Origin of the sequence: Xanthomonas sp. NCPPB 4467 (assembly GCF_041475665.2) — a bacterium.
GTDB classification, from domain to species: Bacteria; Pseudomonadota; Gammaproteobacteria; order Xanthomonadales; family Xanthomonadaceae; genus Xanthomonas; species Xanthomonas dyei.
In genome coordinates this window covers 517320-529931 of record NZ_CM191260.1, presented here as the reverse complement: position 1 = coordinate 529931, position 12612 = coordinate 517320, and the positions used below count along the sequence as shown (strand labels likewise).

General features: G+C 67.5%; 12 protein-coding genes, 1 tRNA gene and 2 other RNA genes. 8 read left to right on the top strand and 7 right to left on the bottom strand.

The window, feature by feature from the left end; translation table 11 throughout:
- Positions 1–81: 81 nt before the first annotated feature.
- Positions 82–157: non-coding RNA, sX9 sRNA (locus tag ACCQ06_RS02245), on the bottom strand.
- A 233-nt stretch (positions 158–390) separates the two neighbouring features.
- Positions 391–467 (bottom strand) — tRNA-Arg (locus tag ACCQ06_RS02240).
- A 295-nt stretch (positions 468–762) separates the two neighbouring features.
- Here ACCQ06_RS02240 and ubiA point away from each other — a divergent pair.
- Positions 763–1662 carry a 4-hydroxybenzoate octaprenyltransferase gene (gene ubiA / locus ACCQ06_RS02235; protein WP_316690008.1) on the top strand — a complete coding sequence of 300 codons (900 nt, stop codon included), beginning with the start codon at positions 763–765 and terminating at the stop codon, positions 1660–1662.
- A 588-nt stretch (positions 1663–2250) separates the two neighbouring features.
- On the opposite strand, the gene ACCQ06_RS02230 is transcribed toward ubiA, so the two are convergent.
- The gene (locus ACCQ06_RS02230; protein WP_316690007.1) at positions 2251–2976 is read right to left on the bottom strand and encodes a ComF family protein; all 726 of its coding nucleotides are present in this window, start codon (positions 2974–2976) and stop codon (positions 2251–2253) included.
- Positions 2977–3025: 49 nt separating this feature from the next.
- On the opposite strand from ACCQ06_RS02230, the gene bioB reads away from it, so the two are divergent.
- Complete coding sequence (gene bioB / locus ACCQ06_RS02225; RefSeq protein ID WP_316690006.1) at positions 3026–4060, top strand: biotin synthase BioB; 1035 nt, start codon at positions 3026–3028, stop codon at positions 4058–4060.
- 204 nt (positions 4061–4264) lie between these two features.
- Positions 4265–5470, top strand: a complete 1206-nt coding sequence (gene bioF / locus ACCQ06_RS02220; RefSeq protein ID WP_228322873.1) for an 8-amino-7-oxononanoate synthase — start codon at positions 4265–4267, stop codon at positions 5468–5470.
- A 4-nt stretch (positions 5471–5474) separates the two neighbouring features.
- Here bioF and ACCQ06_RS02215 read toward each other — a convergent pair.
- Positions 5475–5550: non-coding RNA, sX9 sRNA (locus ACCQ06_RS02215), on the bottom strand.
- A gap of 377 nt (positions 5551–5927) precedes the next feature.
- Here ACCQ06_RS02215 and ACCQ06_RS02210 point away from each other — a divergent pair.
- From ACCQ06_RS02210 to lpxO, 5 genes are all read left to right on the top strand, one after another.
- Positions 5928–6311 carry a DUF7079 family protein gene (locus tag ACCQ06_RS02210; protein WP_228322872.1) on the top strand — a complete coding sequence of 128 codons (384 nt, stop codon included), beginning with the start codon at positions 5928–5930 and terminating at the stop codon, positions 6309–6311.
- A 28-nt stretch (positions 6312–6339) separates the two neighbouring features.
- Positions 6340–7101, top strand: a complete 762-nt coding sequence (bioH, locus tag ACCQ06_RS02205) for a pimeloyl-ACP methyl ester esterase BioH (RefSeq protein WP_104614270.1) — start codon at positions 6340–6342, stop codon at positions 7099–7101.
- Positions 7102–7145: 44 nt separating this feature from the next.
- Positions 7146–7928: an SDR family oxidoreductase gene (locus ACCQ06_RS02200; RefSeq protein ID WP_316690004.1), complete on the top strand. Its 783-nt coding sequence runs from the start codon at positions 7146–7148 to the stop codon at positions 7926–7928.
- A 213-nt stretch (positions 7929–8141) separates the two neighbouring features.
- A complete protein-coding gene (gene bioC, locus ACCQ06_RS02195) occupies positions 8142–9026 on the top strand; it encodes a malonyl-ACP O-methyltransferase BioC (RefSeq protein WP_104614268.1) in 885 nt (294 codons plus the stop codon).
- A 195-nt stretch (positions 9027–9221) separates the two neighbouring features.
- Positions 9222–10127: a lipid A hydroxylase LpxO gene (gene lpxO / locus ACCQ06_RS02190; protein WP_104614267.1), complete on the top strand. Its 906-nt coding sequence runs from the start codon at positions 9222–9224 to the stop codon at positions 10125–10127.
- Positions 10128–10241: 114 nt separating this feature from the next.
- Here lpxO and ACCQ06_RS02185 read toward each other — a convergent pair whose 3' ends face one another.
- From ACCQ06_RS02185 to ACCQ06_RS02175, 3 genes are all read right to left on the bottom strand, one after another.
- Positions 10242–10661, bottom strand: a complete 420-nt coding sequence (locus ACCQ06_RS02185) for a nuclear transport factor 2 family protein (RefSeq protein WP_104614266.1) — start codon at positions 10659–10661, stop codon at positions 10242–10244.
- A gap of 251 nt (positions 10662–10912) precedes the next feature.
- Complete coding sequence (locus tag ACCQ06_RS02180; RefSeq protein WP_104614265.1) at positions 10913–11530, bottom strand: YdcF family protein; 618 nt, start codon at positions 11528–11530, stop codon at positions 10913–10915.
- Positions 11515–12474, bottom strand: coding sequence for a pyridoxal-phosphate dependent enzyme (locus ACCQ06_RS02175; protein ID WP_316690003.1), 960 nt, complete (start codon positions 12472–12474; stop codon positions 11515–11517). The genes ACCQ06_RS02180 and ACCQ06_RS02175 overlap by 16 nt, the downstream gene beginning before the upstream one ends.
- Between the last annotated feature and the right edge of the window lie 138 nt (positions 12475–12612).

The following is a 12612-nucleotide window of genomic DNA, read 5'->3' as shown; positions in this document are numbered from 1 at the left end:
ATTTGGGACTGGAGTAAGGTGTGCGATCTCGCCACTCCTCCGCAGGCGATACCTAAATAGCGACTGAGATACCTAACTAGCGGCTGATAAAACGTAGCGAGCAGTCGTCAGGTGGGTGTGCACGGCGCGCTTGGAACTGGGTGTGCGGCCGGTACATTCCGCACCGAGCACCGGCCGGCTGACGGTGAGCATCGTCGTTTTGTTAGCGGCTCTTGGCGACATGGGGCATCCGTACTCGTATTGGGAGGCTGCTGCTGCCCCCATCCATGCCCCGCCGATCAGCCTGGATGGCAACCGATCACGATGGATCCAGGAGGACCTGCGGGCAATAAAAACCCCCGATTTCTCGGGGGTTTTGGACTTTCTTGGATGTCCCTGAAGGGAGTCATCTGGTGCGCCCGGAGGGATTCGAACCCCCGACCAATGGCTTCGGAAGCCACTACTCTATCCGGCTGAGCTACGAGCGCCTGGCCGCGCATTATGCCAGAACCTGCGCCAGCCGCGTGATGCCTTGGGCCGCTGGCGTCCGTCGGCCGTCTGGCGGGAGATGTCCAATGTGCTCCGCACACTCCCTCATGCGGAGCGCGCGCGCTCGCCGGAGCAGCCGACACCCGGCCCGGCCACCGAGCCCCACGCACGCGTTGCTTCGCCAAGTTCCGACCGCAGACGCATATCCGCGTGTCGACCGGAGTTCTTGCAGCCAGCACGTGCATGGCCGCACCCGGATGGCCGCATCCAGGGCGCGCTGCTACCCTTTGCAGCATGAGCAAGCATGGTTTCGAACAGGCACCCGCAGCGCCCGCGCTGACGTGGTCCGAGCGGCTGGGGCAATACTGGAAGTTAGTGCGTGGCGACCGCCCGATCGGCAGCTTGCTGCTGCTCTGGCCCACCTGGTGGGCACTGTGGCTGGCCGCCGACGGCATGCCACCGCTATGGACGCTGTTCGTGTTCACCGCAGGGGTCTGGCTGACCCGCTCGGCCGGTTGCGTGATCAACGACTACGCCGACCGCTGGCTGGACCCGCATGTAGAGCGCACCAAGTCGCGCCCGCTCGCCACCGGCGCGGTGTCCGGGCGCGAAGCGCTGTGGGTATTCGTGGTGCTGATGCTGGTGGCGTTCGCATTGGTGCTCAGCCTCAACTGGCTCACCGTGGCACTGAGCGTGCCCGGCGTGTTCCTGGCCGCGAGCTACCCGTATTTGAAGCGTCACACTCACCTGCCGCAGGTCTATCTGGGCATGGCGTTCGGCTGGGGCATCCCGATGGGCTTTGCGGCCGTGCAAGGCAGCGTGCCGTTGCTGGGCTGGTTGTTGTATGCGGCCAATATCCTGTGGGCGACCGCGTACGACACCTGGTACGCCATGGTCGATCGCGACGACGACATCCGCATGGGCAGCAAGTCCACCGCCATCCTGTTCGGCAAGTACGACCTGCTGGCGCAAGGCGCGCTCTACGCGGCGATGTTTGCGACCCTGGCAGCCGTCGGACTGCGCGCCGGCCTGGATGCAGCCTACTGGGCGGGCCTGAGCGTGGCGGCAGCGCTGGTGCTCTACGAATTCCGCATCGCCCGCCACCGCGAACGCGGACCCTGCTTTCGCGCCTTCCTGCATAACAATTGGGTGGGTTTGGCGATCTTTGTCGGGATCGCGGTGGCAGTGCGTTAGGAGCGGGGATTGGGGATTCGTAGTTTGGGATTCGGGGTGTGGGAGACGCTAAAGGCTGTGCGCCAGGCTTTCCGAGCAGATGATCTCTTTCCACAACCGCGCTGATAGAACCCGCACCGACCTCTCCAGATAACGCCCAGAGTGCTGAGGGCCAATCCGCAGGCGACAAGCCCCTCTCCTGCGGGAGAGGGGTTGGGGTGAGGGGACGGGCCGATGCAACAAGCCCGCACTCGCATCAGCATCTGCTTTTAGCCTCGGCGCACTTCGCCCCTGTTTTAAGCGTTTTAAGCGTCTTAAGCACGACAGCAGCCCACCGACACTCGCGTCTTCGCCTGTGATCGCGCTCACCGAGTGACAAGACCGCCTGCCTGCTACCCGAGAACCCGGGGCAGCGTCGCGATAAACGAACAGCACCCACCTGACCACCAAACCCGAGCCGAAGCGAGAAACGCGTAACGCGCTGATCAGCCGCACAGAGCGGCAAAGCCCCGCCGGCCCGACCCCGTCGTTGACCTAGCTTGCCATCACTTACGGCAGCCTTGCCTCAGCCCCGGCCATCTCAACCACAGACCGCTCCCACCCACACCATCACGGTACCCGCGCGCACACCCAGGCATCGACCCGTTGCACGCCAGCGCGTCGCAAGGCCTGCGCTGCCGCGTGCAGCGTGGCACCGGTGGTCATCACGTCGTCCACCAGCGCCACATGGGCGGGCAAGGCGCCGCGTGCGATGAACGCATCGCGCAGATTGCGTTGGCGCTCGACGGCATCCAGCTCGGATTGCGGCGCCGTCGCACGAACGCGGCGCAGCAACGGCAAACACGGCAACCGCAGCGCGCGGCCCAGCGGTCTGGCCAGCTCAAGCGCCTGGTCGTAACCGCGCTGGCGCAAGCGCTGCCGGTGCAGGCTCACCGGCACCAGGGCCTGCGGCCGCGGCAACCGTGCGCAGCGCCTGGCCATCAATTCGCTGAGCAGGCGCCCTGCCGCCAGGTCCTGATGGAACTTGAAGCGCCGCAGCAATCCGTCCACCGGCCAACGATAGGTGAAGCACGCATGCACGCGCTGCAGGGGCGGGGTCTGCTGCAGGCACTGCCCGCACAATGCCACCCCATCGGAGGCGAACAGCTGGGTGGCGCAGCACAGGCACGCATGGCCGTGCTCCGGCAGCGTGGCCCGGCACGACGGGCACAGATCGCAATCGGCCATGCCCGCTTCCGCGCAGACCAGGCACAGGCTCGGCAACAGCAGGCGCAACACCCGTTGCGGCCATCTGTAAACCGACCCCACCTCTTCAAAGTTGACAGCCTCTTCCATGCTCACCAGACTGCCTGGCTTCCAAGCCGCTGACTGTCAGGAAACTCCGATGTCTGTTGTCGTACGCCATGACTGGGATCGCAAAGAGCTGCAGGCGTTGTTCGATCTGCCGTTCCCCGAGTTGCTGCATCACGCGGCCAGCGTGCACCGCGCACAGTTCGATCCGGCGCAGGTGCAGGTCTCCACGCTGCTGTCGGTCAAGACCGGCGGTTGCCCGGAAGATTGCGCGTACTGCCCGCAAGCGCAGCGCTACGACACCGGCGTAGCCGCGCAAAAGCTCATGGAAACCGAAGAAGTGGTCGCCAAGGCGCGCCAGGCCAAGGCCGCCGGCGCCTCGCGGTTCTGCATGGGCGCGGCGTGGCGCTCGCCGAAGGAGCGCGACATCCCCAAGGTGGCCGCGATGATCCGCGAGGTCAAAGCCATGGGCCTGGAAACCTGCGCCACGCTCGGCATGCTCGACGCCGGCCAGGCGCGCGCGCTCAAGGACGCCGGGCTGGACTACTACAACCACAATCTGGACACCGCGCCGGATTACTACGATTCCATCATCCACACCCGCCAGTACCAGGACCGCCTGAACACCCTGGAGCACGTGCGCGATGTGGGCCTGAAGACCTGCTGCGGCGGCATCGTCGGCATGGGCGAGACCCGCGAGCACCGCATTGGCCTGCTGCTGGCGCTGGCCACCTTGCCGGCGCATCCGGACTCGGTGCCGATCAATCAGCTGGTGCAGGTCCCCGGCACGCCGCTGCACGGCACCCAGCAACTGGATCCGTTCGAGTTTGTGCGCATGATCGCGGTGGCCCGCATCGTCATGCCCAAGTCGATGGTGCGCCTGTCCGCCGGCCGCGAGGCGATGAGCGACGAGCTGCAGGCGCTGTGCTTCCTGGCCGGCGCCAACTCGATCTTCTACGGCGAAAAACTGCTGACCACCGGTAACCCGGACACCGAGCGCGACCAGGCCCTGTTCCAACGCCTGGGCCTGCGCCCGATGCAGATCACCGTCGACGCCGCCGACCACGACCACCCCGGCACGGTGCATGCGGACATCACCCGCGGCGCGGCCTGCGAGCACGCAGCGTGACGACGGCGCACGCCATCCAAGGATGAGCCTGCACTGCGCCCGGCCCTGCTGACCGCAGTAGGGCCAGGCGCGGCAGTAAACCGTTATGACTGGCAGCCCAAGCTCACCGGGCAGCCAACCCGCCCCACCGGCCGTCGGTGCCGGCTGGGCGATGTGGCCGCGGCACGCTACGCTAGCGGCCCTTATCCGTTGTCGAACTCCCTCATGGCTCGCCCCGATCTGCACGAACGGATTTCGTCGCTGCGCAAGTTGCGCGTCGCCCAGGAACGGGTGCGGGTGCGCCGCCAGGTCGGCCGCCGCGATGGCGTGCGGCTGGAGATCGACGGCCGCTGGCTGACCGGTTTCTGTTCCAACGACTATCTGGGCCTGTCGCAACAGTTCGAAGTGGTTGCCGCCCTGCAGGACGCCGCCGCGCGCGATGGCGCCGGTGCGACCGCCTCGCATCTGATCTGCGGCCACCACACCGCACACGAAACGCTCGAGCGCGAAATCGCCGAGTGGTTGGGCTACCCGTCGGCGCTGCTGTTCGGAAGCGGCTTCATCGCCAATCTGGCCGTGCAGCAAGCCTTGCTCAGCGAAGAGGACGATGTCTGCGTGCAGGACCGGCTCAATCACGCCAGCCTGCTCGACGCCACGCGTCTGGCCGGCTGCCGGCTGCGGCGGTATCCACATCTGGATGTGGAAGGCGCGATGCGCCAGCTCAAGGGCGCCCCCGAGGGCGCGGCGATGCTGGCCAGCGACGGCGTTTTCAGCATGGATGGCGATGTGGCGCCGCTGCGTGCATTGAGCCTGGTGGCGCGCATGCAGGAAGCCTTGTTCTATGTCGACGATGCGCACGGCGTGGGCGTGGTCGGCCCGCAGGGGCGCGGCTGCGTCGCCGATGCTGGCCTGGGCGTTGCCGAAGTGCCGCTGCAGTTGGTGACGCTGGGCAAGGCGCTCGGCGGCTACGGCGCGGTCGTGGTCGGCGAAGAAGCGCTGATCCGCCATCTGGCCGAAACCGCACGCCCGTACATCTACACCACCGCCCTGCCGCCGGCGCAGGTAGCCGCCACCCTGGCCGCGGTGCGGCTGGCGCGCCGCGACGATTGGCGGCGTGCGCGCCTGGTCGAACTGATCGGCAGCTTCCGCGATGGCGCGCGCCGGCATGGGTTCGAGCTGATGGCCTCCGACACGCCGATCCAGCCGCTGCTATGCGGCGAAGAAGCAACGGTGATGGCGATGTCGGCCGCACTCGAACAGGCCGGTTTCATGGTTGGCGCGATCCGGCCGCCCAGCGTGCCCGAAGGCAAGGCGCGCCTGCGCGTGACCTTGTCGGCGCTGCATACGCCGCAGCAGGTGCAGGCATTGATCGAGGCGATCGTGCAGGCACGTGACGTGGTCAGCCGGCAGCCGCTGCGCGCGTCCGCTTAAGAGCGGCCAACACAACGTCGCGAGCAGTCGTCAGGTCGGTGTGGGCGGCGCAGAGGAACCGGAGTGTACGCGTGGTACATGCCGCATCGAGCACCGCCCACGCCCGCCTGGCGGTGAGCACAGTCGTTGTGTTCGCTGTTCTAAACCGTTGCCGGCAGCGCGCTCGTGCACAACGCCGGACCGGCGCGGCCGGCGCCCGGACGCTCGATGTATCGCGCGAATGGTTCGATGCGTGCGCACCGTCCAAGCGCACCTGCCGACTGCATGCAAACCTGCGTTGGCGGCATTGGGCGCACGTCACATCACCGCCCCCCGTCATGCGCGAACAAAACAACCGCACGCCCGATCAACCCACTGCGGCAGCGCTTCCGCTCGAACGCAGTCACCCGAGCGTCGGCAGCTCCTCGCCGATACCGCAGCATCCACGCCGGCAGTCACTGGGAACAGGTCCGCTGACATGGCAATGACCGCGCCCGAGACGCCAACCGCCACGGCTGCGCAACGCCGCGTCTGGGAGGCGCTGTCGCTGCTGTATCTGGATAGCGCGTGCGATGGCGACCACGCGCATATTGCCCGGATCCTGGCTGCATCGCCGTTTACGTTGCCGCAACTGCGCACGATGCTGCTGCACGAGGTGCACCCGGTGCTGATCGGCAATCTGCGCAGCGTGGCCGGCGTGTGGGAGGGCTTCGATCACGACTGGCTAGCGGCGGCGATCGCCACACAGCGCGCGCGTCGCTGGCGTTGGCCGGACCGTTGGTGCTGGCGCCGGTATGCACGCCAGCAATGGGCAGTGCTGGCGCCTGCGATCAGCGCAGTGCGCACACACGCTGCACGCTGAGCGCGCGCCAATCGGCGACAATCCACGCATGCATATCGATGTCATCGGCCACGGGCCCGCGCTGGTTCTTCTGCACGGTTGGGCGTTGCATGGCGGCGTGTTTGCGCCGCTGGTGGAGCGGCTGTCGTCGCACTACCAACTGCATCTGGTCGATCTGCCCGGGCACGGTTTCAGTCGCGACGACACCACGCCGTTGGCCTTGCCGTACGTGGTCGCCGCGATTGCCGCGGCCACGCCGCCGGCAGTGTGGGTGGGCTGGTCGCTGGGCGGCCTGTTTGCCTTACATGCCGCCGCCACCCAACCGCAGGTGCGTGGGCTGGCGATGATCGCGGCAACGCCGCGCTTTGTGCGGGGTGCCGACTGGGCCGATGCGGTCGAGCGCGACGTGTTCGTGCAATTTGGCCAAGACCTGGCGCGCGATTACCGCGGCACCCTGGAGCGGTTTCTGGCGTTGGATACCCTGGGCTCGGCGCATGCGCGCGCCGAGCTGCGCAGCCTGCGCGAAACGCTCACCGTACGCGGCGAGCCGGCGGCCGACGCCCTGCAACACGGCTTGCGCCTGCTCGAACGTACCGACCTGCGCCGCGCATTGCCGCAGCTGGCGCGCCCCAGCCTGTGGATTGCCGGGCAACGCGATCGGCTGGTGCCGGCCGCCGGCATGCACGCCGCCGCCGCGCTTGCGCCACACGCGCAGGCACTCACCATCGCCGGCGGCGGCCACGCACCGTTTCTCGGCCATGCCGATCAGGTGGCCGAGGCGTTGCAACGCTTCGTTGCGTCCGTGCCGTGAGCAGATCGCCGATCATGCGACTTCGCTGATCGGGGACACATCGCATGGATCTGGGAATCGCCGGGCGCTGGGCATTGGTCTGCGCTGCCAGCAAAGGGTTGGGCCTGGGCTGCGCCCGCGCGTTGGCGCGCGAAGGCGTCAACGTGGTGATCGCCGCACGCGGCCGCGCTGCACTGGACGCGGCCGCCGATGCATTGCGCGCACTGCCCGGCGCCGGAGACGTGCGCAGTGTCGTGGCCGATATCGCGACACCGGAAGGACGCGCCGCCGCGCTCGCGGCCTGCCCGCAGGTCGACATCCTGATCAATAACGCAGGCGGCCCGCCGCCGGGCGATTTCCGGCAGTGGGAACGCGCAGACTGGCTGCGCGCGCTGGACGCCAACATGCTGGCGCCGATCGAACTGATCCGCGCCACCGTCGATGCCATGCGTGCGCGTCGCTTCGGCCGCATCGTCAACATCACCTCCAGCGCGGTGAAGGCACCGATCGACATCCTGGGCCTGTCCAACGGCGCACGTGCCGGCCTCACCGGCTTCGTTGCCGGGCTGGCGCGCAGCACCGTGGCCGACAACGTCACGCTCAACAATCTGCTGCCCGGCCAGTTCGCCACCGACCGCCTGCGCGGCAACTTCGCCGCCGTCGCGCAACAGCAAGGCAGCACCGCCGAAGCGGTCGCCGCGCGCAAGCAGGCCGCCATCCCGGCCGGGCGCTTCGGCGAGCCGGACGAATTCGGCGCGGCCTGCGCGTTTCTGTGCAGCGCGCAGGCCGGCTATATCACCGGGCAAAACCTGTTGATCGACGGCGGCAGTTATCCGGGCACGTTCTAGAGCGCGTCGGCCATGCGGAGGTTGTGGCAACCGCGGACGACGTCGCGGTTGTTTTCGGCAACGACTCGGCTTGTCGAAACACATTGCTAGTTCATTGCGGTCGCCACGCAGTCGCTGGCAGAGCGACCGCTCGCAGAGTTCTCCAGGCCGATTGCCACGCCACACCACGCATCGATTCCCTCCGCCGCGCCCACGGGCGACAATAGCGTCGCAATGAACAGCACTTTCGATCCCCGCCACGTCCGCCGCGCCTTTGCGCGGGCCGCCAACAGTTATGCCGCCGCCGCCGCGTTGCAGCGCGAAGTGGAAACGCGCCTGCTCGAATCGCTCGATTACCTGGGCGAGCAAGTGCCCAAGGTGGTGCTGGATGTCGGCGCCGGCCCCGGCCACGCCAGCGGCGCGATCAAGAAGCGCTGGCCCAAGGCGCAGGTGATCGCGCTCGACCAGGCCATGCCGATGCTGCGCCAGGCGCGTAAGGCCGCCGGTTGGTGGAAGCCGTTCGCACAGGTCTGCGCCGATGCGCGCGCGCTGCCGGTGGCCGACGGCAGCGTGGATGTGATCTTCAGCAATCTGTGCCTGCAGTGGGTGGAAGACCTGCCGGCGGTATTCGCCGGGTTCCGCCGCGCGCTGCGGCCGGGCGGGCTGCTGCTGTGCTCCACCTTCGGGCCGGAAACCCTGATCGAGTTGCGCGACGCCTTCGCCCAGGCCGACACCGCCCCGCACGTCAGCCGCTTCCCGCCGATCGCGCAATTCGGCGATGCGCTGCTGATGTCCGGCTTCCGCGACCCGGTGCTGGACCGCGATCTGTTCACGCTCACCTACAACGATCTGCCCGCGTTGATGCGCGAGTTGCGTGCGATGGGCGCCACCAATGCGCTCAGCAACCGCCGCGCCACGCTGACCGGCCGTGGCCGCTTTGCCGCCGCCAGCGCCGCCTACGAACCGCTACGGCGGCCGGACGGCACCCTGCCCAGCTCCTGGGAAGTGATCTATGCGCACGCCTGGGCGCCGGCGCCGGGCGCGCCCATTCGCGAGCGCGGTCAGGACGTGGCCAGCGTGCCGGTGTCCTCCATCCCGATCCGCCGCCGTATCGACTGACCCCGCAGCGGCGCACATCGGCCGCCCCGGCGCGCTCGTGCCGGTGATACACAGCATTGCGCCGGCACCGATGCCGCGCCGTCAGGTGTGGCAGCGACTGCCGGTAGAATTCACTTATAACGCGCCGCGATCCTGTCCCGGCGCACCGCTTCGGGTTTGTGCCCCCAGCGGCCCTGCCCCCAAACGGTTTCCCCCATGTTGAAGTGGCTTCTCATCGCGCTGTTCATCGCATCGGCGCTGTATATCCATTACCGCGGTCGCGTGCGCCACCGGCTCAGCCGGCAGCTGCTCGACCATTCCACCTTCATGGCGCCGATCAACACGCTGATGTATCTGTGTTCGCGCGTGCCGACCACACCGTTTATCGATCCGGGCAAGGAATTCCCCGAGCTGGCGCCGCTACGCGCCAACTGGCCGGTGATCCGCGATGAAGCGGTGGCGTTGCAGCAGATGCAGAAGATCCGCGCCGCCGACGGCTATACCGATATCGGCTTCAACTCGTTTTTCCGGCGTGGCTGGAAGCGCTTCTATCTGAAGTGGTACGGCACCGCGCACCCGTCTGCGGCCGAGTTGTGCCCGCAGACCACCGCGTTGCTCAAATCCATCCCCACGGTGAAGGCAGCGATGTTTGCCGAACTGCCGCCGGGGAGCGAGCTGCGCCCGCACCGCGACCCGTTCGCCGGGTCCATGCGCCTGCACCTGGGCCTGGCCACGCCCAACGACGACCGCTGCTTCATCGATGTCGACGGCCAGCGCCATAGCTGGCGCGACGGCGAGTGGACCATGTTCGACGAGACCTATATCCACCACGCGCGCAACGACACCGACCAGGACCGCATCATCCTGTTCTGCGATATCGAACGCCCGATGCGCTGGCGCTGGGCGGCGGCGCTGAATCGCTTCGTCGGCCGCAGCCTGCTGTCGGCCGGCGCCTCGCCCAATCAGGAAGGCGACAAGACCGGTGGCATCAACCGCGTGTTCCGTTACTTCTACGCGGCGCGCCTGAAGGCCAAGGCGCTGAAAGAGCGCAACAACCCGCTGTACCAGGTGCTCAAGTGGAGCATCTTCGTGCTGGTGGTGGTCGGCATCGTGCGGCTGTAACACCCCGACCACCTCCGTAGGAGCGCACCCGGGCGCGACGGGGCATTCACGGTAACGCTTCATGGCGCCCTGGTGCGCTCCTTACACAGGTCTAGCGCATGCCGATCGACGCACTCAGCGCGAGACCTGCGCGATCCATTCCTGCAGGTTGTAGTAGTTGGTGACGCGGGTAATCGTGCCGGCATGCACATCGAAGAACGCACCGCCCGGCAGCACATAGGTCTGCCCGTTGGCTTCCGGCAGGCCTTCGTCGGTGGTGTGGTAGACCCCGTGCACCACGTACTCGGCACCCACGCGCGTGCCGTCGTCGTTGGCGGTGATCACGATGTCGCGTAACTGCTCGCGGTAGCTGTCATTCATGCGCTGCAGAAAGGCCGCGAAGTCCGCACGGCCGATCTCGCGCGCACCTTGATTGAGGTCGTGCGCCACATCGTCGGCCAGGAACGCCAGCATGGCGTCCCAATCGCCGCGATTGAAGGCGTCGTAATAGGCCTGGACCAGGCCGATGGCGCGTTGCCGATTGCTCTCGCTCATGCTCGAACCTGCCGCTTGGAAAGCCGCATCATAGAGCGGGTTTGGCACGCGTGCTGGGACGCAGTCAGCGTCCACTCCCTCGCACGCGTTTCCCATCCTCGACGGGCCACGCCGTTGTGCAGTGCACACACTCACATCACTGCGGCCAGAGATCGATCCGTCGGTGCGAGGCGCCCGAGCACCTCCACATGCCTATGCACATGCCACCTGGCCCTGCCGGCTCGATGCACCCAGCTACCACGGCAGCCGTTTCAGCTCCCCTGCACCACCAGATCGCGGTGGAAGAAGTAAACCTCCTGCAGCAGGAAGCGCCAGCTGGTGTGGAAGCTGCGAAAGCGCGTACTGGGCGTGGATGAGGCCAGCGCATCCACGCCCAGTTCCTGGCACAGCCGCAGCGCGCGCGCCATGTGCAACGGGTCGCTGACGATGATCGCCCGGTGCATGCCGTGCCGCTCCATCAGCGCCCGCGCCTGCAGCAGGTTCTGGCGGGTGGTGCGCGAGCTGGTCTCGATCACGATCGCTTCCGGCGGCACGCCATGGCGCAGCGCGTAGCGCCGTGCCACCTGCGACTCGGCAAAGCGCGCGCCATTGCCGAAGCCGCCAGTGAACAACAACCGCGGCGCATAGCCTTGGTCGTACAGATCAAGCGCATGCCGGATCCGTTCTTCGAACACCGGCGACGGGCGCGCGTCGTAAGCGGCCGCGCCCAGCACGATGATCACGTCCGCCGGCGCGGCCTGATCGCGGTCGCCCACCCAGACGATCCAGCCGGCCACCGCCACCAGCCAGATCAGCGCCAGCATGCATAACCGCCAGCCCCAGCCCCACAGACCGAGCCCGCGCCCACGCCTGCTCACGCGGCGGCCCACGGCAGTGCATCCAGATCGACATTGCCGCCGGACAGGATCAGCCCGACCCTGCGCCCGGCAAACCGCGCCGGCTCGGCCAGCACCGCCGCCAGCGTGATCGCCGAAGACGGCTCCACTACCTGCTTGAGCACCTGCCAGATCAGCCGCATCGCCTGCACCACGGCCGCGTCGTCCACCGTGATCACCTGCGCGCCGCCGGCTTGCAGCAGCGTAAAGTTCGGCGCGCCCAGGGTGCCGCGCAGACCATCGCAGACGGTATCGGGCACGAAGTCGACCAAGCGCTGCCCGGCCGCCAGCGAGCGCGCGGTGTCGGCCGCCCCGCTCGGCTCGGCCAGCACCAGCGCACAGCCCGTCGCAGACCGCAGCGCCAACGCCGCACCGGCCGCCAACCCGCCGCCGCCGACCGGTGCCAGCAGGACATCCAGCCCGCCAGTTTGATGCAGCAACTCCAAGGTGGCCGTGCCCTGGCCGGCGATCACGGCCGGATCGGTGTACGGATGCACCAGGTTCGCGCCACTGGTGGCCTGGACCTGGGCACACAGCTGCTCGCGTGCCGCGATGGTCGGCGCACAGCGCCACAGCGTGGCGCCATGCCGGGAGATATTGGCAAGCTTGGCCGCCACGGCGCCTTCGGGCACCACCACATGGCAACCGATCCCGCGCGTGCGGGCGGCCAGCGCCAACGCCGCACCATGGTTACCGGACGAGTGGGTGACCACGCCGCGCGGCGCCAGCTCATCAGGCAACGACCACACCGCATTGCAGGCGCCACGAAACTTGAACGCGCCGCTGCGCTGCAGGTGCTCGGCCTTGAAGAACAGCTGCGCGCCGCACAGCGCATCCAACTGGTGTGAGGTCAGCAACGGTGTCGTCGCGCAGTGCGGCGCAATGCGCGCGGCGGCCTGCAGGACATCTGAATGGGCAAGAGGGACCGTGTCGATCATGCCTGCAAGATTAACGTATCGCCCCACTCTTCACGGCTCGCACCCACAGTGCCTGCGCATGCTGAATCGATGAAAAAACGCCACATTGCCGCACAGTTAAGGACCGATTCAATGCAACGGTTCGAAAGTGAGATCATG

What these genes read in the sequence shown, in the direction of transcription:
- lpxO (WP_104614267.1), top strand. Translation starts at nt 9,222, where the DNA reads ATGTTGAAGTGGCTTCTCATCGCGCTGTTCATCGCATCGGCGCTGTAT.
- ACCQ06_RS02185 (WP_104614266.1), bottom strand. Translation starts at nt 10,661, where the DNA reads ATGAGCGAGAGCAATCGGCAACGCGCCATCGGCCTGGTCCAGGCCTAT.
- ACCQ06_RS02200 (WP_316690004.1), top strand. Translation starts at nt 7,146, where the DNA reads ATGGATCTGGGAATCGCCGGGCGCTGGGCATTGGTCTGCGCTGCCAGC.
- ACCQ06_RS02210 (WP_228322872.1), top strand. Translation starts at nt 5,928, where the DNA reads ATGGCAATGACCGCGCCCGAGACGCCAACCGCCACGGCTGCGCAACGC.
- ubiA (WP_316690008.1), top strand. Translation starts at nt 763, where the DNA reads ATGAGCAAGCATGGTTTCGAACAGGCACCCGCAGCGCCCGCGCTGACG.
- bioH (WP_104614270.1), top strand. Translation starts at nt 6,340, where the DNA reads ATGCATATCGATGTCATCGGCCACGGGCCCGCGCTGGTTCTTCTGCAC.
- ACCQ06_RS02230 (WP_316690007.1), bottom strand. Translation starts at nt 2,976, where the DNA reads ATGGAAGAGGCTGTCAACTTTGAAGAGGTGGGGTCGGTTTACAGATGG.
- bioF (WP_228322873.1), top strand. Translation starts at nt 4,265, where the DNA reads ATGGCTCGCCCCGATCTGCACGAACGGATTTCGTCGCTGCGCAAGTTG.
- bioB (WP_316690006.1), top strand. Translation starts at nt 3,026, where the DNA reads ATGTCTGTTGTCGTACGCCATGACTGGGATCGCAAAGAGCTGCAGGCG.
- bioC (WP_104614268.1), top strand. Translation starts at nt 8,142, where the DNA reads ATGAACAGCACTTTCGATCCCCGCCACGTCCGCCGCGCCTTTGCGCGG.
- ACCQ06_RS02175 (WP_316690003.1), bottom strand. Translation starts at nt 12,474, where the DNA reads ATGATCGACACGGTCCCTCTTGCCCATTCAGATGTCCTGCAGGCCGCC.